We start from the raw sequence: 15,009 nt of genomic DNA, 5'->3' as shown, positions 1-15,009 counted from the left end.
TGTCCAGAATCAGGCCGACTTGAGCAGACAGGTTCCGCAGGCCCTCGATATATTCAATTTCCCCACCTCAGCAGGATTGTTTGCAGCGTCTACCAAGGCCTGGACGTCAGGGCTCGCACCGTAGCGGCGGACCACACCAACGAACTCTTCGACGTCGTGGCCACGCATCTCAAGCTTGGGCAATCCTTCTTGGGTGAACGCTGGCTGACCGTACTTATCGGTCGCCTGGGCAATGTGATACAGCTCATGCTCGACCAGTGCACAAAAGTCAGCGTCTGAGCAATCCGCGCAGTAGTCGGCGGCCAGCGTGATGATGTAGGCCGGCACGTCGCCGAACCAATCCAGCATCTGCTGTTCCATCCGAGCCTTCTGCCAGCCACCTGCACGGAACGCCACCTGCTCAGCCTGACCAGCGACTGTCCGCCCCTTCTTCGTGAAGGCAGCAGACGCCCACATCACACGAATGTCCGCATCGATGAGATGGACGTGCTCTTCATTGTGAATGCTTCCGGTGTCAGCGAGGATTTCGGCTTGGAGCCACTCCCAAACTTCTGGAGCAGGAATCAGCCGCATCCTGAAATCGGCCTGCTCAACTAGTGAAGGTGGAGGATATGGCCTGTCCATTATTCACCCTTTAAGCTTGAAATAGTGGCCCATAGCCGGTATTTGTGTGCGCCTCGAAAAGTAAGGACGCCCAACTAATGCGCATTCAACAAATTTCCCTCGTCGCCGCTGCTCTTGCCGCAATCACCCTTTCTGGCTGTGTGACCGCTCCAACATGGACTAACAGAGGGCCGTCGACGATTGTCACCGCCAAAGGGATGATCTCTTGCTACGAAGACGCAAACATCATCGACGGAGAGCGGATGCAAGGCACTATTTGCGCCACTCCTGAATCTGGCTTCTTCGGCGGCGGCGAACCAGAGATCTACTTTGGGCCGTGGAATCGGAAATTCATGAAGGAACCAGCAAGCACAACAACGGCAGGTGTGACACGAGATTATCAAGGGAAGACTGTGTTTCTGCAGTGTGACCCGATTCTTGCACCTGGCACTAAGACTGAAACCGGGCGGGCGTGCAAGGTCACCGTCAACGGCCAGCTCCTAGTCACAGCCAATGTTGAATTCAAAAAATAGAGCGTTCCGTGCCGCAATCTGCGGCACATCTACCCTTCCCCTCCATTGAGCAGCACATCAATCAGCTTCTGCTCACCCAGGCGCATGGCGCCCAGGCACTGCAAGTCGTCGCACTTGGGACCCAGCCCGAATACCGTCACTTCGCCTTTCGGCCCCATGAGGGTAAGCGCGCCTACGGTGCATTCCGGATGCACACCAGCATCGAGTTCGTCAGCGATCTTGCGCAGAGTCTTGGCGGCATCGCGCCAGCCCTCACGCTTGAACTCAACGAGCTTTGCGGTCATGCAGTCACCCTCTGAAACCACTCTTTAATGATTCGGCGCAGAACCGGTTCGGTGAGGATTGCTGATAGCTTGTCGCCGGCGATCACCGAGCACACCAGATCACAGGGCAGCACGTGGACACCGTCATCAGCCGTTACCGTCAGGTGCGGGCGCTGGTCGGCAATGTCGTGAATTTCTGCGGTCATTCTCACCTCAGTGTCGCGACACAATTTGCTGATTCGCGAAACGTGTCGCGATTTACTTGGATCGACGCTCGATACCGCCCGGCGCCTTGTCACAGCGCAGGCAATGCTCACAGTTCAGCGTCCGGCACAGCCAGTCCTTCACCCACTGCCACCAAATGACCATGAAGATGTGGCGCATACCGGCCAACGCTAGCGAGACGTGCAGCGTGATTCCGGCGGTGGTCGGGCCCATCATGAAAATGTTCTGCTCCCGGCTCATCACAACGAAACCGCTGATCGCGATCGCCGAATAGATCAGCTTGCCGAGAATGCCGTCCCGCACTTTCCCGCTCAGAACACACCAGGTCGCCCACAAGGCAATCAAGCCACAGGCGATGGAGTTGATCAGTTCAAGATTCATGGTGGATTGCCTCCCCCGAACCGCTGGCGGATGAGTGCCCAGAGGTCAGCAGCTTTGATGGCTCGGTTGATTGCTGCCAAGAGCGAGCCGCCGAACGTACCTAGCAGAAAGCCGATGCCAGCGACGATACTCGGCTCGGCGACGCCAAAGTAAGCGCTGACCATTCCTGTCAAGTAGAGAGAGCAGGCAACCCCGGTAACCAAGAAGATCGCCCAGGCTCGCCAATCGGTCAGGTCATCTTTGTGCCACCAGCTGGCGACGATCACACCGAACAGGCCGGCGATCAACAAATCCAACCTGTCGAGCAGGCGGTGCAAAAAATCCATGCGCTCGACTCCGTGGGCATGTTGAATGAAAAGGCTCATCTACTAACGAGCCTGTAAAATCTGGAAGAATCGTGATAACAAAGCGCTTCAGGTAAGCGCCATTAGGGCCAGCCATGGAAAAGAGGCACAGAAATGCGAGTTGATATTTTTCAGGTGCAAGACCGCACACTAATCGTTGAAGACGGAAAAGGTATCCCCCGCATATCTGGGGAAGGTTCAAAGTTTCTGGAAGGGATGGTTTTCCAGCGCCAGGTTGATTTGTCCAATATTCCAACAGGGATCGATCGCGAGGTCGTCCTTAAGTCACTGCAAGCACGCGGATATTTCGCTACCAGATACTCGTCGGGCTTCAAGGAGCTGGACATTCAGGAATAAAAGATCTTGCTGAGCGCGCGCCGTGATAGGTGCGCTCATCTTTCCGCGCTGTCCGCCATAGACCTTCCCAGCGTCGACGCCCCATTGCATCGATCTCGCTGAGCCGGTCTCGCGCCACCCCGACAGCATGCGAGGTAAGGGTGCACGGGCTGCCGGTGTTGATTCCGTACGTCGCACTATCCGTCTATCGACGTCCAGGCCTTCCGCGAGGCCGCCCTGGCTGCGGTGAATTTAAGGCATAAAAAAGCCCCGCACTTGGCGAGGCTCTGAAATAGCTGCACGATTATGTCGATCTAGCAAACGAGTTCCATTCTTCAATGGCGTCATCGGCTGCTGATTTGTGCTTTCGAATGGCGTCCTGCTGCTCCTCTACGAAGTCAGTTATGCAGGTTTTGTATTCATCCACATCAGCCTGAAATTGATCACGCTCGTACTGATCTTGAAATTCGTAAGGAATGTCTGGCTGATTACAGTCATGTGAGGGCTCGATCATGTCAGCAAGCACCAAGGGCGATAGCAGCATTCCGAACAGTAAGAGAGTTCGCATCTTCCTTTGCCTCACATAAAAAACCCGACTTCATGCCGGGCTTTACTGTACAACCTCAACGCGCAAGATCGACAGGATAGACAAATACTCTCTCACTTTCTCACTCGATGCAATGGCTATTTGCTACGCTGCGCAACTTTCGATCAAGCCCTCCGAATCAAGCAGCTCCTGAGCGGCGGAAAGCGCTTCGTTCACCTGGTCATCCAGTGCCTTACGGATCGACGAACGCCACCGGTACCGGGTCGACTCCGACCTGCCGTCATCGTCCCAGTTCGTGATGTCGTACCACGCTGCCGGAAGCACTGCCGCAGATCGCTTACCGTCGGTGCCGGCCACCCGCGGAATGGCCCAGGTAAGTATCGCGCATTCTCGGAACCGCTTCGGTGCTGGCGACTTGACCGAGCTCAGCAGCTCCAGGATGGCGCCGTGCTTGCGTTCGTCATGCGTCGAGTACTTCGCAACCAATGCCCTCCAGTGCGCCGCGGACAGCGACTTATGCAGCCGCCCGAACACCCAGCAGTCTTGGAGAAACGCTGCCTCCTTGCCTACGATCTCCCCCTTCTGCTTGGCACATTGCACCTTCGGTTCGAAGTCGCAGCCGCCGGCGGAATTGATGGTCTCGGCGGCGAGCGCCCGAACTACAGCGGATACCACGTTGCGATAGGTCATGCTTCTGCCCTCGGCCAAATGTTCAAACCTTCTTTTTCACCGCTGTCGAAGCAGCTTCGTGAACGGTTATGCCTGTCATTCCAGCGCTCAATCGCGATCCGCATCACGTCGGCAACCTCGAGGTCGTAGAGGTGTTCGAACGTGCCAAGGGAGCATGTGTTGATGTTCGGGCCCTGGGCACCACAGTCGTGACACCAAACATGCGCCTCATAAGCCTCGTCGAAGTCTTCGCTCTGCTTGCGTTCCTCAAAGACCTCTTCCCCGGTAATCCAGTTGCGCGCAATGATGCAAGGAGGCCCCTCGCAGAATGGGCACGGACTCATCTTGATTGGCTCGATCATGCTGCTCTCCCCTTCAGCTCTCTGGTCTTTGCCCGATATTCGGCGGTCATCGCCTTCAACTCTTCGACGGTGTACTTCTTGGCCTCATGAGGGCCTTCCAACCACTCGACCGCATCAGCGCCGATTCGCCTCACCAACTCAATGCGGTAGTTCACGATGTTTCCGGAAAGCTGGGTATTGCACGGTGAGCATTGGCGGTGACAATTGAGTGGTTCGAAACGCAATGCTGGGTTACTCCCCACCGTCCTGTAGTGGCCTGCATCGTACTTACCCTGGTGATGCCGGCCGCAGCTGATGCACGGCAACTCAGCATCCCGCGCACGAACCCAAGCGTTAAAGGCGATCTGCGTGTCTTTGAGGTGCTCCGCCCTGCTCTTCAGCTTCTCCTTGCGGACCTTGATCTCGCGGCGTTCGATCTGGGCCAGCGACTTGCGCGCCTTCTCCTGGTTCACGTCCTTGATGGCCAGGCCACATGCCCAACTGCACACCTTTTGCGCGGTGGAGAATGACGGCTTAAAGCTCGCCCCGCAGGCCGGGTTCTTGCACTTCTTCGCCTTGGCTTCCTTGATGGCGACTCTCATGCATAGCTCCCCAACTGATCAGCAGCAGACAGCGCCTCAGCCTCACTCTCAAAATGCGCGGACAGCACCAACCGCCAGCAGGCGTTGAACACGTCGCGGTAAAGCGGCTCGAAGGCCGTATCGTCCATATTTGCCCAACTGATCGACTTGGCCTCTTTGCGGATACCTTCCGGCGTGTGCACCAGGTGGAAGTGGCCGGCCTCGATCGTCACCCATTCGCGGAAGGCTTCACGGCTCTTGTCTACCGCTGGGAAGCGCTCAGCGCGGGCCGTCTCCAGACCGGAGACATAAGCCGCAACCGCGTGAGACAGCTGCCCCGGCTTGCCGCTCTGCGCCTCGAAGAACTTGGCCAGCCCCTGAATGCCTCGCATCTCCTGGCGCGGGATGAGGCCACCAACCGGCTCCCAGTAATCCCATGCCAGATCCAGCATCGAGAAGAACTTGCCGTGGAACTTGCCGTTACGCATGCGGGTGAACTTGCCGTGAATGACCTGGCCAGCCTTCCACTTCTGGACCAGTTCGCGGTCAGCTTCGGTGGCTGGCACCAAGCCTTGGGCGGTGCGGATCAATGCGAGTTCAGCCATGGTTCACCGCCACTGTGATCAGGACGCAGAACACGCCGATGCCAAAACCAGCCAGAGTGCAAACCAGTGTCATTGCTGATTTAGGAATCATTGCGAGATCCCCTTCAGCAACTCTTGCAACTGCTTCAGCTTGCCCACGGCGACTGCATTGGTCTCGCGCTCAGCCTCGACCGACAGCGCCACTTCCTCAATGCGACCTGCGAGCGCCTTCATTCGCTTGCTGAACTCATCGGAGAGGCTGACCACCTCACCCGAGAGCGCGGCCAAAACATCCAGGGCACCTTCGGACTTCTTCATCGAAACAACGGTCGGCTTGGCTGCCTGGGTCATGACTGGCTCCTTCTTTGGTTTTGGGGTTGCTGCGTCACGCTGAAACTTTCCGCCGACCGGCTCGCGGATTAGGCCGGCCTCCTTGAGTTCACCCAGGGCGCGACGAATTGCATAGGGCGATGCGCCGGTGGCCTTGGCCGTCGATACGGCGCCGTGGATCTCGTGGTTGCTCCAGCTCGTTTGGATCGGGACGTAGGCGAAGATCTTCTGTGCGATTGAGGACTGACCGGCGAGGATTTGTTGCTGGCGGGACTCGTTCATCACAGGCTCTCCTTGCGGGCCAGTTGTTCTGCCGCTTTCAGCTGTTCAGCCTTGCGCGAGGCGAAACGCCGGCGCTCTGAACGTGCATCCCAGCGGTTTTGAATGTCTTTGCGTCGGCGGTGCGCCTGCAGGTCATCCCTGATTTGCTGCCAGCGGGAGCGCAGGCTTGCGGATGGTTGAGCGGATGAGCCAGTGAGCAGTCCGGCAATGGCCTGGCCGTCGACGGTGATCGGTGCGATGCGCAAGTCAGCCAGGTACTGGGTGCCGGTATGCTGGCTGATCAGCTGCATGCGCACGGCCGACTCGATGGCCGTAACGCGACGGACCGGGTCGAATCCAAGGGAAACACTCCAGGTTGTCGAAGCTGCTTCGGCGCGAGCCTTGGTCACCAGTCGCTCGTAAGCGTTCATGAACGCCATCCGCGCACCGACCTTGTCGCCCAGCGCCAAGACTGGCTGTGCGGCGGTCATGGCTTGCTGGATCTCGGCGGTCATAATCACGGTTTCAGATTCGTCGCTGGCAGTCAGGGCGATGGCCCAGGCCTCGTCCTTGCCCGGGCGACCGTCGGCCGCCTGAACACGCTGCAGGATGTCAGCCATCGCCAGCTTGCCCTTCACCTCGAAGCGGCAGGCCTTCAGCGCGGCTTTGACGACAGACACCGAGTAAGCGCACAGATCCTCGGCCATCATCGCCGCAGTGCCTGGGTTCATCTCCTGGCCCATGGCCTCGGCCGTGGCACAGATCGCCGCCGCCAAGCCCGCAACCTGCTGGTCGTTCATTTCAGAGGTATTCATTGCGCTCTCCTGCCTGGCGCTTGGCCAAGACCATCTGGGCAGCCTGTTCCGCTGCGGACAGATTCGCTTCGGTGCGCTCCATCTGGCGGGCGGTTGTTCCGTTGACGCGCTGACCGGTTACCCATTGGGTGTGGTAGCTCTCAGCGTTGGCCAGCAGCTCGTTGAGGCTGTGGCACTTGCGTATGACGGCGGCATCACTGGTTTTCAGGAAGTGGGCTGCGACATGGTGGGCGACGTCGGCGCCGAGACGGTCGACCAGTTGGCCGAGCTGACCGCCGACCTTGGCATTCCACACTGGCCATGTGCTGTAGCGCTTGCGGTAGGCCATGGCGTAGTTCGCCCAGACCTTGAAGGTTTTGCAGGTCTGGTCCTTGGGCCCCGGCATGTCGGCGGGAATCTCAACCCGTGGAGCTTCGGTACGATCAACCACCAGCAGCAAGCCGCGGGACTGGGTCGGCTTGTCCGAGCCATCCTGCAAGCTGTGACTGGTCTCCTGATTGGTAACCTGATTATTGGTATCCTGATTTGTCGGAGATTTTTCCGACCCTAGATCGGATTTTTTTCCGACCTTGCTCGGAGATTTTTCCGAGGTAGATCGGATTTTTTTCCGACCCTTGGATTCTGGCGGGGTCGGATATTTTTCCGACCCATCCTGCTTCTTGTTCCACTCGGTAGCCTTCTGGGTCAGGCGAAAAAGCGTGATGTTCGAAGTGCTGGAAAGCTCGATCAAACCGGCCTCTTCCAGGGCCTTCAGCATCCGATACGCCGTGTCCGGCTTGTCGGTCAGCAAAGGCAGCTCTTCCACGATCTTGGCCTTGCTCAAAGCAAAGAAGATCCCGTCATCAGTCTTGAGCGCTTTGGCCCAGCTTGGGCAGCCGTAGACGAACGCGAACAGCAACGCTTGTTGGGAGTTGAGCCCCCATTCAAGCGCCTTCGCCTGGTTGATCGTCACGGTGAATTGCATGTCAGGCCTTCCCGACCAGTGCGGCCAGTTCGAGGAAACGATCGACGTACCAGTGAGGCTGCGTCTCGCGAGGGGATTGAGGGTTGGCGAGGTTCTTGCCGTAGGTCATGCCCTTGTCGGTCACGCACCAGAACCAGATCAGTTCCTGTTTGGAGTTTTTCCTCTGTAGGCGCTTCAAGTAGCCGTGCTTCTCCAGGCAAACATTGAAAGCAGATGCGGTGCTGGCGATGCCGTGGTCTTTGATCAGAGCAGTGATGGCCTTGGTCGGCATGGAGCTGCCACCGGTGGCATCGGGAGCGGCATCGACGGCGTAGCCAGGCAGGAACTTGGCGTCGAGGCCGTTGTTCGCGGCGATCTTGGCCAGCATCAGCATCTTGCTCGACGGCGCCGGCTTGAGCAGACGGTCAAAGCATTCGAGGATGGCCAGCTCGCCAACGATCTTGGAGTTGTTCGTTGGCTGGGCTGTAAAGGCACCGGTCTTGCGGATGGTCGGCAGGACCTGCCCCACCACCCACTCTTCGAACTGCTCGGCAGCAGGAAGCTTCGACTTCATCACCAGCCGGTACATGTCGCGCTCGGGGATGATCTGCACCGCACGGACCTGACCTCCCATTTCGGTATGGCAGGTGTTTATGGCCTTGCAGTGAGCGTTGATCGCCTTCGAGGTGTTCGCGTAGCCCAGGGCCTCTGCGATGTCCTTGGCAATAAACCAAGGCTCGCCATGGCCGTCATCAATGACGCGAACAGGGAAACCATGGAAGTCGAAAGGCGTCACCGGTTTAATGCGCGACACGTTTTCAGAATTACCAAAACGTGTCGCGACATTGGTCGGGGTATTGCCGGTGGTGAATTGTGTGTGCATACTCGGCTCCACTTGTTTTACCGCTGCTGAAAAAGCCGACCTCGTACGTCGGCTTTTTTGTGTCTGGGATTTAGTGAATCTTCGAGGCGACAAGAGCGGCTCGATCAGCCATTGCGACGGCATGCGCGGCCAGGGAGCGGCAGAAGGATTCGAACGACTCGGCGTAAACCCGGTCCTTCTGGTCAAACACGCCGTCCGCGAAAACCTTCCCGCCCAATCCGGCTACATGGCCAAAGCTGGTCGAGATACCGGCGAACACCTGCAAGGCGTCGTCGATCCCTGAGCCGATCTGTCTGACGGCAAGGAGGCCGTAACGGCTCGATAGCTCAATCAGTGCACGGTCACGCCAAGGCTGATCAAGGGCGGCGACCCACGCCTCTTCAATCCACGAAGGAATCTCGACGCGGTCTCCGCTGTCATCGAGCCAGCGCTCAACACGCTTGCTCCACGCTTTATAGGCGCGGCCGTAAGCCTGCATGTCTGCGGTCTTGGTCATCGCCTGGAGATCTGGAAAGCCCTTCTCTTTGCAGCGTTCTGGCGCACGATCAAACAGCTGGTGGTTGAGCTGCTCGGCAAAGCCGTCTTGGCTCATGCTGGTCCTGGCGATCATGTCGCGCGCAATAGCGACCAAGACCGCATCGCGTGTTTCGTGTCGCAAGTTCGACGTTTCCATGAGGCTCTCTCGTTCGTATTCTGGGTTCATGCCAAATCGCTACTACTGATCAAGGACGCATCCATGACCGACTCTTCCGAACTACAAGGCGAAGTAGCCGCCCTTTGCTGCTTGGTAGTCGCACTGGCTTCCACCCTGCCCTTGTCGTCTCAACTCAGGCTTTGGCCTGCGTTTGAGAGGGTTGCCGGTCCGTTACGGAATCGGCTTGGTCGTGAAGAGCTGCGAGGGTTTGAGCGGGCGACTGCATCACTCAGTTCGCAGCGGGTTGTGGGTTAGGCGGCGGATTTTTTCGGGGTCACCTGGGCCGGAAACGGCTTGAGTTCGTGAGCCTCGAAAGTCCCGTCTTCGTTGCAGACGACTGAAATGTTTCGCTCGGCGGAAATCGCTTTGCTGATTGCAGCGGGGCTGACCCCAAGAGACTTGGCCGCAAAGGCCTGTCCTTTCGTAGCAACCAGCTCTGTAAGTGGGATCTGCTTCATTCTGAAATCTCGAATGGTGTTGTCAGCCTCAATATTAACCGCCGGTTAGTTTTCTAGCAATACCGCCGGTTGCCGCAAATAAATTAACCAACGGTTAAATTTCACGGATGAGCAAAAAGAAAGAACTTTCCCCAGAGCTAAAAGCTGAATGCGACGCCGCCAAGGCGATTTTCGTATCGAAAAAAAATGCCCTTGGCCTCACGCAGGCAAGCCTTGCTGAAGCGGCTGATATCTCTGCCGCCGCTGTCGCGATGTACTTGAACGGCACCAATCCCCTGAACGCGAAATTCGCGTCAGTGCTGTCGCGCGTTCTTGAAGTGCCTATCGAGAAATTCAGCAAGAGGCTGGCCCATGAGATAAGCGGGCTGACAAGCATTGCGGAGCACGCAGTGCCGTCAACCCTGAGCTTGTCGGCGGCTGAAATGGTTCGCCAGATGCTGGAGAAGCAGGGAAAAGGGCTTTCAGAAGATGCCCGCCGGCGATTGCTGGCTGCAGCTGATGCGGACGATGACGGCGGCGTTATCGAGGTTGATTACTACCGCCCAGGCGTAGTCGGTGACGAGGTATGGATCGCGCACTACGACGTCCGCGCCGCGATGGGTGGCGGGCAAATACCGCACGACTATCCGGAATTACTCCAGGACGTGAGGGTAAGCCCTCAACATCTTCGCGAGATGGGCGTTGAGTTCAAGGAGCACTTCCATCTCAAGATGGTGACCGGCTGGGGCCAATCGATGGCTCCCACGATTAAGCATCGCGACCCCCTCCTCGTCGACATCAGTATTCGGGAATTCGTGGGGGATGGGATCTACATGTTCTCTTGGGAAGGCCACCTCTACATCAAGCGACTTCAGTGGCTGGGTGACGAGCAGATCAACATGCTCTCTGACAACCCTCGGCATCCGCCTCAAACAATTAGGGCTGAAGATACCTACATCCAGGCTCGGGTGTTGCTGGTATGGAACGCTAATTTGCTTTAGTGGTAATCCGCCGTAAGACGACTCAATGGGAGAGCCTGCATGCCCCTCACCAAGCCAAACCAAGAGCTGCGCCACGACCTGAAAGAAGTCGCCGCCCTACTCAAGTGGTCCAGTGTCGATCTGATGAAGATGGCCGTACGACTATCCGAGGCTGGGTTTGAGAGTGATGCGCGGGAAATACTGGCGATCACTTCGGGGTTTCCTGACGCAGAGGACAAGCTGGCCGAGTATGCAGACGAGGTGAAGAAAAGCGTTATCACCAGGGCGAAGGCTGAATGATCTGACGCGTCGGAGAGATGCGGACAAGGACTGACCGAGATGGCGCACTCACTCCATTACCACATAGGCGAATCCGTCCATGCCATTGAGGCCGAGGTAGAGAGGCTGCTCGACGTAGTCGACTCTCTTAAAGTGGCTGGGGATGAGGATCTAGCCTCTGTAGTCTTGGCTCAGGTACAGAGGCTGCTTGAGGCTGTGATAGTGCTGAGAGTTGCTATTGCGGCACGAAGTGGTGGAGTCGGCTGACTGCTTATGCTGGGAGCTGGAAGACGGAAAGGATTGTACGAACTGAATAGCCAGGATGGCACGAACGAGTGTTTGAGTGGCTTTTATGTCTGGTCGTGTTTTGTGGATATGGGAAGAAGATGAATGTTTGGCACTTCGCGCGGTTCTAGCTAAACACAACGCGCACAGGCCAATAGCGGAGCGTATTACCCAACGCCGTATCGCGACTGAATTAGGGGTTACGCCGGCAAGCATAAATGCCTATTTTGGTGGGAGAAGAGCTCTCGGGATTGAAGTGGCTCTAGCGGTGTTGAAGCTCACGGGCATACCGGTGGAGCAGTTCAGTCAAAGGCTCGCCGACGAGATAAGGTACAAAGCATGCCCCTAAACAAACCAGAGCAAGACCTAAAGCGCGACCTCCAGGGAATCGCCTCCGATCTGAAGTGGTCGGCGGTGGAGCTAAAGCGTATTGCTGAGCGGTTGAGCCTTGCCGGTAATGAGATCGATGCCCAGGCCATCCATCACCTGATCACTATTTTCAAAGCTGGCGAAGAAAGACTTAATGTCCGATCAGTGGAAATCTCCGCCCAAAATCCTGAGTCGATAGCCTGAGGTCAGCATGGCCCTCACCAAACCGAACCAAGAGCTACGCCGCGAACTCAAGGATCTAGGGCTTGACCTTGAGCAAGCTGCAGACGAACAAGGATTGCCGAGATGCCGAGGTAGCAGCCGTCCTGAAGCTGATTGCGAAGCTCTATGAGGATGCGGATCGGCTGGCGGCGCTGGCTGATGAGGTTAAGGCGGGGAGGATTGTGCGGGGCAAGCCCGAGTAGGCGGGTCTCTGAGGGCGCCTACGAACAAAGTTTTGTTTTTTCGTGAAACACATGGAGTGACAAATGAAATACATAGCTTGTTTGCGAGTAGGGCTAAATGATGTGAATGCCCTTATAAACATTGAAGATGAAAGAAGAGAAAATTTCAGTCCACTTCTGGATATGCGAGGCAAGGATAACAAGTATCTTCAAGCATTCCTTGAGTCTTGGACCCAGAGCCCATTTTTTCTCGATGTATCTCGGGTTACTGCTGACGCAAAAGATGAATACATTGTAAATGAAGACCTTCACAATCCAGCAGACGCATTCTCCGCAAAGAAAAAATTATTTGACCGAGCTTTTGACACCAACAACAGAATGATTCCAGTCGTTTCGTGGCGGGACACTGACGAACAAAGGCAGGTTGTTCAGCTTGCCATGCAGCTAAATACCAAATATGAAAGAATAGCCGTTAGGGTCGCAGCAAACTCAAAACCCAGTGACGCATCAATTACAAGGCTTCTTGCTATTCTTGATTCGATTCAACGCCCAGAAACGACAACAGTAATTTTTGACTATGGCTCAACGCGACCAGCAGATTTATCCGCAGGCTCTGAATTTCACAAGATGATGCTAAAGATAGACGGGTACGCACTTGAAGGAATCTGCCTGCTTAGTACCTCTTATCCAGCGGATAAGCCGCCTTCCAACACGTCTAGAATGGTGCAATGCAGTGACCCAGAGTGGCAAGCCAATGCGCAGGCGCTAGAGCTAAGAACCAAAATAATATACGGCGATTTCGGAGCTACAAACCCAACCGCCCCGATGGAATTCATTAATGGCATGGTCATCTTGCCTTTTGCGAACTACTACATTGCGCCTGAGTGGTGGCAAAGGAGAAAAGGTGGCGACCGCGAGTTCTTTAACTATATTGAAATAGCCAAAGAAATACGACAGTTACCTGGCTATCATAATGACGATTATTGCTGGGCAAATAGGGAAATTTTCAGAATATCAAAACTCCCAGCCGACGCGGACGCAGGATATGGTGGGAACGGGCAGTGGAATGGTATCAAAACAAACCAGCATATCTGTGTTGTAATTGACCAGCTTTCTTCTGCTGCAAAAGATCCGAATGATTACGACGATCTCGTCTGATCGCTGTATCGCTCTTTGAGAACAGAGAGAACGAGATTCCTTAGCTCGTCCTGAGGAATCTCCTCACTAACTTGACGACGCACATCTTTGATTCTCATTTTTCCACTTAGTTTGAGACCGTTTTCTTTAGCAAAAACATCCAACTGATCACGCCACAAGAACCCGGTTAAATTATAAGAGCTAACTTTCTTATTTAACTTGGCGCGACGAACAATCGCAACGCCGCCAAGATCATCAATCAAAATAATACCAACATCGCTGTGTGTGATCTCTAGGGCTTTGACCAAGTGCTTGGAATGGCAGCAGAGCCATACCTCATCAAAACAGGAAAGGTAAGCGTCCTGCTGCCCGATCCAGCGCTGCAAAGTATCTGCGTGACTTTTTATTTCAAAAGCGGACAGTTTCCCATTGGCATGCACAACGTCTGCTCGCCTTGCCTTATCCACAAAGCAAAGCTCATCAATAAGGGCGTCACCATCTCCATGGGGGAGCGATCTAACGATCCATTGCCGCAGGAGCGCTTTTATTTCATTTGGAGTCATCATAGGCGAACAGTATAGCGACTGAGATTCATCCTATCAGCTACCTTTAGCCAGTATTCTTCCGGGCCATCCAGCCCAGCGCCGGGCTTTTCGTATCTACCCTGTCACGCCTTCGTCACACCTACCCCGCACAATGCAGGCAGTCAAAGGGATTTGGCCACATGCATCAAGAGCCCGACCAAGTGTCGGGCTTTTCCATTTCAGCGACATGCTTTTCACCAATCACTCACAAGGTAGAGCGCAAATTACCCCTGCTCCCTTCAAGACTTTAAGCCCGCCCGCATGCGGGCTTTTCTTTGTCTGCGATCCACTCACACGCCGGTCACACTCCTGGACTATGCTTTCACTCTCGATGGAGGAAAGCCATGTCTCTGCCAGACGATCCAACCCCTGCCCTGCTCTACCGCATGAACCAGAACGTCATGGCCCTTGGGTCTGCTATCGAAGAGATCGGTATCTGGATAGATCAGCGCGGATCCACGGAAGCGTCCGACCGAATCAACGCGCATTTACAGGTACTGGAAGGCAACGTTGATGCCATTGCTGAGCTGATGGCTGATCTGATAGCCAGGCGAAAGCCGGAGGAAGAGATTGATCCGGAAGACTGAATCAACCCGAACAGATGAGCCCGCCGCTGAGCGGGCTTTTTTGTGCTGATCAGAAAGGCGCGACCTCCTCCATCTCCAGCGCATCCTCCACTTCGACCACGCGATCTTCTTCGGCCTGAGCCTCCCACCTCAGCGTTACCGACTCGTCGTCGTTGAACGTCATTTCTATCCCGTCCACCTCGGACAGCAACCCCATCACCTCATCCCACTCTCTCTCTCCGTCCGTATCCAGGCGGTGAATCGTCACCCACCGCTGAATCTGCGCAACCGGGTGATTAATCATATTTGACACCCGAAGGTTAAGCCGCTCGATACCTGTCAGCTCAACTCGTTGGTGCTTTTTTTGTTGCTGCATCACGCCCATGCATTACTCCTTGAATGCTGTACATCCATACAGTTTTAGGAAAAGCATACCGCACCCTTCGGAAAAATAAATTAACCGCCGGTATTGACGACAAAGAAACCGGCGGTTAACTTAAACCCATCGCAGCGACACACAGCCACTGCGAAGGGCCGAGAGGCCTCGGGCAACCGGAACGCTCTTTAAAAGTCAGCGCAATACAGAAATACCAACAGACCGCATTGCCTCTACCGGCGACCGGCGATCAGACGGG

At 55.7% G+C, this 15,009-nt stretch carries 27 protein-coding genes and 1 pseudogene; 10 read left to right on the top strand and 18 right to left on the bottom strand.

Features of this window, described 5'->3' with window-relative positions; all coding sequences use genetic code 11:
* Positions 1-9: 9 nt before the first annotated feature.
* Positions 10-624 carry a putative metallopeptidase gene (locus ACX3YD_RS13220; RefSeq protein WP_458960195.1) on the bottom strand — a complete coding sequence of 205 codons (615 nt, stop codon included), beginning with the start codon at positions 622-624 and terminating at the stop codon, positions 10-12.
* Between the two features lie 77 nt (positions 625-701).
* Here ACX3YD_RS13220 and ACX3YD_RS13215 point away from each other — a divergent pair, with 77 nt between their 5' ends.
* Entirely contained in the window at positions 702-1,136 is a 435-nt protein-coding gene (locus ACX3YD_RS13215) for a hypothetical protein (RefSeq protein WP_454838219.1), read from the top strand.
* Positions 1,137-1,165: 29 nt separating this feature from the next.
* Here ACX3YD_RS13215 and ACX3YD_RS13210 read toward each other — a convergent pair whose 3' ends face one another.
* Genes ACX3YD_RS13210 through ACX3YD_RS13195 form a run of 4 tightly spaced genes read right to left on the bottom strand, consistent with a single transcriptional unit; the run spans position 1,166 to position 2,331 of the window.
* Entirely contained in the window at positions 1,166-1,420 is a 255-nt protein-coding gene (locus ACX3YD_RS13210; RefSeq protein ID WP_458960194.1) for a hypothetical protein, read from the bottom strand.
* A complete protein-coding gene (locus ACX3YD_RS13205) occupies positions 1,417-1,605 on the bottom strand; it encodes a hypothetical protein (protein WP_458960193.1) in 189 nt (62 codons plus the stop codon). The genes ACX3YD_RS13210 and ACX3YD_RS13205 overlap by 4 nt, the downstream gene beginning before the upstream one ends.
* 52 nt (positions 1,606-1,657) lie before the next feature.
* Positions 1,658-2,005, bottom strand: a complete 348-nt coding sequence (locus tag ACX3YD_RS13200) for a hypothetical protein (protein ID WP_458960192.1) — start codon at positions 2,003-2,005, stop codon at positions 1,658-1,660.
* Complete coding sequence (locus tag ACX3YD_RS13195) at positions 2,002-2,331, bottom strand: MFS transporter (RefSeq protein WP_458960191.1); 330 nt, start codon at positions 2,329-2,331, stop codon at positions 2,002-2,004. Before ACX3YD_RS13195 ends, ACX3YD_RS13200 begins: the two co-directional genes overlap by 4 nt.
* A gap of 132 nt (positions 2,332-2,463) precedes the next feature.
* Here ACX3YD_RS13195 and ACX3YD_RS13190 point away from each other — a divergent pair, with 132 nt between their 5' ends.
* Positions 2,464-2,706 (top strand): hypothetical protein, encoded by a 243-nt coding sequence (locus ACX3YD_RS13190; RefSeq protein WP_458960190.1) that lies wholly within the window; start codon positions 2,464-2,466, stop codon positions 2,704-2,706.
* 283 nt (positions 2,707-2,989) lie between these two features.
* Here the strand turns inward: ACX3YD_RS13190 and ACX3YD_RS13185 are convergent, their stop codons facing one another.
* The 11 genes from ACX3YD_RS13185 to ACX3YD_RS13135 all read right to left on the bottom strand — a co-directional run bounded on the left by ACX3YD_RS13185 (position 2,990) and on the right by ACX3YD_RS13135 (position 9,791).
* A complete protein-coding gene (locus ACX3YD_RS13185; RefSeq protein WP_458960189.1) occupies positions 2,990-3,253 on the bottom strand; it encodes a hypothetical protein in 264 nt (87 codons plus the stop codon).
* Between the two features lie 123 nt (positions 3,254-3,376).
* The gene (locus ACX3YD_RS13180) at positions 3,377-3,922 is read right to left on the bottom strand and encodes a hypothetical protein (RefSeq protein ID WP_458960188.1); all 546 of its coding nucleotides are present in this window, start codon (positions 3,920-3,922) and stop codon (positions 3,377-3,379) included.
* On the bottom strand, positions 3,919-4,263 hold the full coding sequence (locus tag ACX3YD_RS13175; RefSeq protein ID WP_458960187.1) for a Lar family restriction alleviation protein: 345 nt from the start codon (positions 4,261-4,263) through the stop codon (positions 3,919-3,921). The genes ACX3YD_RS13180 and ACX3YD_RS13175 overlap by 4 nt, the downstream gene beginning before the upstream one ends.
* On the bottom strand, positions 4,260-4,844 hold the full coding sequence (locus tag ACX3YD_RS13170; RefSeq protein ID WP_458960186.1) for a recombination protein NinG: 585 nt from the start codon (positions 4,842-4,844) through the stop codon (positions 4,260-4,262). The genes ACX3YD_RS13175 and ACX3YD_RS13170 overlap by 4 nt, the downstream gene beginning before the upstream one ends.
* Complete coding sequence (locus tag ACX3YD_RS13165; protein ID WP_458960185.1) at positions 4,841-5,428, bottom strand: DUF1367 family protein; 588 nt, start codon at positions 5,426-5,428, stop codon at positions 4,841-4,843. The genes ACX3YD_RS13170 and ACX3YD_RS13165 overlap by 4 nt, the downstream gene beginning before the upstream one ends.
* 87 nt (positions 5,429-5,515) lie before the next feature.
* Positions 5,516-6,019 carry a hypothetical protein gene (locus ACX3YD_RS13160; protein ID WP_458960184.1) on the bottom strand — a complete coding sequence of 168 codons (504 nt, stop codon included), beginning with the start codon at positions 6,017-6,019 and terminating at the stop codon, positions 5,516-5,518.
* The gene (locus ACX3YD_RS13155) at positions 6,019-6,813 is read right to left on the bottom strand and encodes a hypothetical protein (RefSeq protein ID WP_458960183.1); all 795 of its coding nucleotides are present in this window, start codon (positions 6,811-6,813) and stop codon (positions 6,019-6,021) included. Before ACX3YD_RS13155 ends, ACX3YD_RS13160 begins: the two co-directional genes overlap by 1 nt.
* A complete protein-coding gene (locus tag ACX3YD_RS13150) occupies positions 6,800-7,777 on the bottom strand; it encodes a phage replication protein (RefSeq protein ID WP_458960182.1) in 978 nt (325 codons plus the stop codon). The genes ACX3YD_RS13155 and ACX3YD_RS13150 overlap by 14 nt, the downstream gene beginning before the upstream one ends.
* A 1-nt stretch (position 7,778) precedes the next feature.
* The gene (locus ACX3YD_RS13145) at positions 7,779-8,639 is read right to left on the bottom strand and encodes a BRO-N domain-containing protein (protein WP_458960181.1); all 861 of its coding nucleotides are present in this window, start codon (positions 8,637-8,639) and stop codon (positions 7,779-7,781) included.
* 70 nt (positions 8,640-8,709) lie between these two features.
* Entirely contained in the window at positions 8,710-9,312 is a 603-nt protein-coding gene (locus tag ACX3YD_RS13140) for a hypothetical protein (protein ID WP_458960180.1), read from the bottom strand.
* A 272-nt stretch (positions 9,313-9,584) separates the two neighbouring features.
* Complete coding sequence (locus ACX3YD_RS13135) at positions 9,585-9,791, bottom strand: Cro/CI family transcriptional regulator (RefSeq protein WP_198132194.1); 207 nt, start codon at positions 9,789-9,791, stop codon at positions 9,585-9,587.
* A gap of 107 nt (positions 9,792-9,898) precedes the next feature.
* Here ACX3YD_RS13135 and ACX3YD_RS13130 point away from each other — a divergent pair, with 107 nt between their 5' ends.
* The 7 genes and pseudogenes from ACX3YD_RS13130 to ACX3YD_RS13100 all read left to right on the top strand — a co-directional run bounded on the left by ACX3YD_RS13130 (position 9,899) and on the right by ACX3YD_RS13100 (position 13,245).
* Positions 9,899-10,771, top strand: coding sequence for a S24 family peptidase (locus ACX3YD_RS13130; protein ID WP_458960179.1), 873 nt, complete (start codon positions 9,899-9,901; stop codon positions 10,769-10,771).
* A 39-nt stretch (positions 10,772-10,810) separates the two neighbouring features.
* Positions 10,811-11,050: a hypothetical protein gene (locus ACX3YD_RS13125; RefSeq protein ID WP_458952322.1), complete on the top strand. Its 240-nt coding sequence runs from the start codon at positions 10,811-10,813 to the stop codon at positions 11,048-11,050.
* Positions 11,051-11,089: 39 nt separating this feature from the next.
* Positions 11,090-11,296 carry a hypothetical protein gene (locus ACX3YD_RS13120; RefSeq protein WP_198132192.1) on the top strand — a complete coding sequence of 69 codons (207 nt, stop codon included), beginning with the start codon at positions 11,090-11,092 and terminating at the stop codon, positions 11,294-11,296.
* Positions 11,297-11,381: 85 nt separating this feature from the next.
* The gene (locus ACX3YD_RS13115; RefSeq protein WP_458960178.1) at positions 11,382-11,663 is read left to right on the top strand and encodes a helix-turn-helix domain-containing protein; all 282 of its coding nucleotides are present in this window, start codon (positions 11,382-11,384) and stop codon (positions 11,661-11,663) included.
* Positions 11,654-11,887 carry a hypothetical protein gene (locus ACX3YD_RS13110; protein WP_458952321.1) on the top strand — a complete coding sequence of 78 codons (234 nt, stop codon included), beginning with the start codon at positions 11,654-11,656 and terminating at the stop codon, positions 11,885-11,887. Before ACX3YD_RS13115 ends, ACX3YD_RS13110 begins: the two co-directional genes overlap by 10 nt.
* Positions 11,888-11,894: 7 nt before the next feature.
* Positions 11,895-12,108, top strand: a pseudogene (locus ACX3YD_RS13105) (hypothetical protein).
* Positions 12,109-12,171: 63 nt separating this feature from the next.
* The gene (locus tag ACX3YD_RS13100) at positions 12,172-13,245 is read left to right on the top strand and encodes a beta family protein (protein WP_454838236.1); all 1,074 of its coding nucleotides are present in this window, start codon (positions 12,172-12,174) and stop codon (positions 13,243-13,245) included.
* Here ACX3YD_RS13100 and ACX3YD_RS13095 read toward each other — a convergent pair.
* Positions 13,227-13,790 (bottom strand): sce7726 family protein, encoded by a 564-nt coding sequence (locus tag ACX3YD_RS13095; protein WP_454838237.1) that lies wholly within the window; start codon positions 13,788-13,790, stop codon positions 13,227-13,229. The two genes, ACX3YD_RS13100 and ACX3YD_RS13095, sit on opposite strands and share 19 nt — an antisense overlap.
* Positions 13,791-14,152: 362 nt before the next feature.
* On the opposite strand from ACX3YD_RS13095, the gene ACX3YD_RS13090 reads away from it, so the two are divergent.
* The gene (locus ACX3YD_RS13090) at positions 14,153-14,395 is read left to right on the top strand and encodes a hypothetical protein (RefSeq protein ID WP_458960177.1); all 243 of its coding nucleotides are present in this window, start codon (positions 14,153-14,155) and stop codon (positions 14,393-14,395) included.
* 49 nt (positions 14,396-14,444) lie between these two features.
* On the opposite strand, the gene ACX3YD_RS13085 is transcribed toward ACX3YD_RS13090, so the two are convergent.
* On the bottom strand, positions 14,445-14,759 hold the full coding sequence (locus tag ACX3YD_RS13085) for a DUF1654 domain-containing protein (RefSeq protein ID WP_458960176.1): 315 nt from the start codon (positions 14,757-14,759) through the stop codon (positions 14,445-14,447).
* Between the last annotated feature and the right edge of the window lie 250 nt (positions 14,760-15,009).

The organism is Pseudomonas fluorescens group sp. PF-1, from assembly GCF_054481335.1.
Note: the sequence above shows the minus strand (reverse complement) of the source record. Positions and strands in the feature narration are given on the sequence as shown.

What these genes read in the sequence shown, in the direction of transcription:
- ACX3YD_RS13145 (WP_458960181.1), bottom strand. Translation starts at nt 8,639, where the DNA reads ATGCACACACAATTCACCACCGGCAATACCCCGACCAATGTCGCGACA.
- ACX3YD_RS13220 (WP_458960195.1), bottom strand. Translation starts at nt 624, where the DNA reads ATGGACAGGCCATATCCTCCACCTTCACTAGTTGAGCAGGCCGATTTC.
- ACX3YD_RS13190 (WP_458960190.1), top strand. Translation starts at nt 2,464, where the DNA reads ATGCGAGTTGATATTTTTCAGGTGCAAGACCGCACACTAATCGTTGAA.
- ACX3YD_RS13165 (WP_458960185.1), bottom strand. Translation starts at nt 5,428, where the DNA reads ATGGCTGAACTCGCATTGATCCGCACCGCCCAAGGCTTGGTGCCAGCC.
- ACX3YD_RS13155 (WP_458960183.1), bottom strand. Translation starts at nt 6,813, where the DNA reads ATGAATACCTCTGAAATGAACGACCAGCAGGTTGCGGGCTTGGCGGCG.
- ACX3YD_RS13210 (WP_458960194.1), bottom strand. Translation starts at nt 1,420, where the DNA reads ATGACCGCAAAGCTCGTTGAGTTCAAGCGTGAGGGCTGGCGCGATGCC.
- ACX3YD_RS13160 (WP_458960184.1), bottom strand. Translation starts at nt 6,019, where the DNA reads ATGAACGAGTCCCGCCAGCAACAAATCCTCGCCGGTCAGTCCTCAATC.
- ACX3YD_RS13125 (WP_458952322.1), top strand. Translation starts at nt 10,811, where the DNA reads ATGCCCCTCACCAAGCCAAACCAAGAGCTGCGCCACGACCTGAAAGAA.
- ACX3YD_RS13095 (WP_454838237.1), bottom strand. Translation starts at nt 13,790, where the DNA reads ATGATGACTCCAAATGAAATAAAAGCGCTCCTGCGGCAATGGATCGTT.
- ACX3YD_RS13205 (WP_458960193.1), bottom strand. Translation starts at nt 1,605, where the DNA reads ATGACCGCAGAAATTCACGACATTGCCGACCAGCGCCCGCACCTGACG.
- ACX3YD_RS13135 (WP_198132194.1), bottom strand. Translation starts at nt 9,791, where the DNA reads ATGAAGCAGATCCCACTTACAGAGCTGGTTGCTACGAAAGGACAGGCC.
- ACX3YD_RS13085 (WP_458960176.1), bottom strand. Translation starts at nt 14,759, where the DNA reads ATGGGCGTGATGCAGCAACAAAAAAAGCACCAACGAGTTGAGCTGACA.
- ACX3YD_RS13100 (WP_454838236.1), top strand. Translation starts at nt 12,172, where the DNA reads ATGAAATACATAGCTTGTTTGCGAGTAGGGCTAAATGATGTGAATGCC.
- ACX3YD_RS13150 (WP_458960182.1), bottom strand. Translation starts at nt 7,777, where the DNA reads ATGCAATTCACCGTGACGATCAACCAGGCGAAGGCGCTTGAATGGGGG.
- ACX3YD_RS13185 (WP_458960189.1), bottom strand. Translation starts at nt 3,253, where the DNA reads ATGCGAACTCTCTTACTGTTCGGAATGCTGCTATCGCCCTTGGTGCTT.
- ACX3YD_RS13115 (WP_458960178.1), top strand. Translation starts at nt 11,382, where the DNA reads ATGTCTGGTCGTGTTTTGTGGATATGGGAAGAAGATGAATGTTTGGCA.
- ACX3YD_RS13110 (WP_458952321.1), top strand. Translation starts at nt 11,654, where the DNA reads ATGCCCCTAAACAAACCAGAGCAAGACCTAAAGCGCGACCTCCAGGGA.
- ACX3YD_RS13130 (WP_458960179.1), top strand. Translation starts at nt 9,899, where the DNA reads ATGAGCAAAAAGAAAGAACTTTCCCCAGAGCTAAAAGCTGAATGCGAC.
- ACX3YD_RS13120 (WP_198132192.1), top strand. Translation starts at nt 11,090, where the DNA reads ATGGCGCACTCACTCCATTACCACATAGGCGAATCCGTCCATGCCATT.
- ACX3YD_RS13180 (WP_458960188.1), bottom strand. Translation starts at nt 3,922, where the DNA reads ATGACCTATCGCAACGTGGTATCCGCTGTAGTTCGGGCGCTCGCCGCC.
- ACX3YD_RS13170 (WP_458960186.1), bottom strand. Translation starts at nt 4,844, where the DNA reads ATGAGAGTCGCCATCAAGGAAGCCAAGGCGAAGAAGTGCAAGAACCCG.
- ACX3YD_RS13215 (WP_454838219.1), top strand. Translation starts at nt 702, where the DNA reads ATGCGCATTCAACAAATTTCCCTCGTCGCCGCTGCTCTTGCCGCAATC.
- ACX3YD_RS13195 (WP_458960191.1), bottom strand. Translation starts at nt 2,331, where the DNA reads ATGGATTTTTTGCACCGCCTGCTCGACAGGTTGGATTTGTTGATCGCC.
- ACX3YD_RS13200 (WP_458960192.1), bottom strand. Translation starts at nt 2,005, where the DNA reads ATGAATCTTGAACTGATCAACTCCATCGCCTGTGGCTTGATTGCCTTG.
- ACX3YD_RS13090 (WP_458960177.1), top strand. Translation starts at nt 14,153, where the DNA reads ATGTCTCTGCCAGACGATCCAACCCCTGCCCTGCTCTACCGCATGAAC.
- ACX3YD_RS13140 (WP_458960180.1), bottom strand. Translation starts at nt 9,312, where the DNA reads ATGGAAACGTCGAACTTGCGACACGAAACACGCGATGCGGTCTTGGTC.
- ACX3YD_RS13175 (WP_458960187.1), bottom strand. Translation starts at nt 4,263, where the DNA reads ATGATCGAGCCAATCAAGATGAGTCCGTGCCCATTCTGCGAGGGGCCT.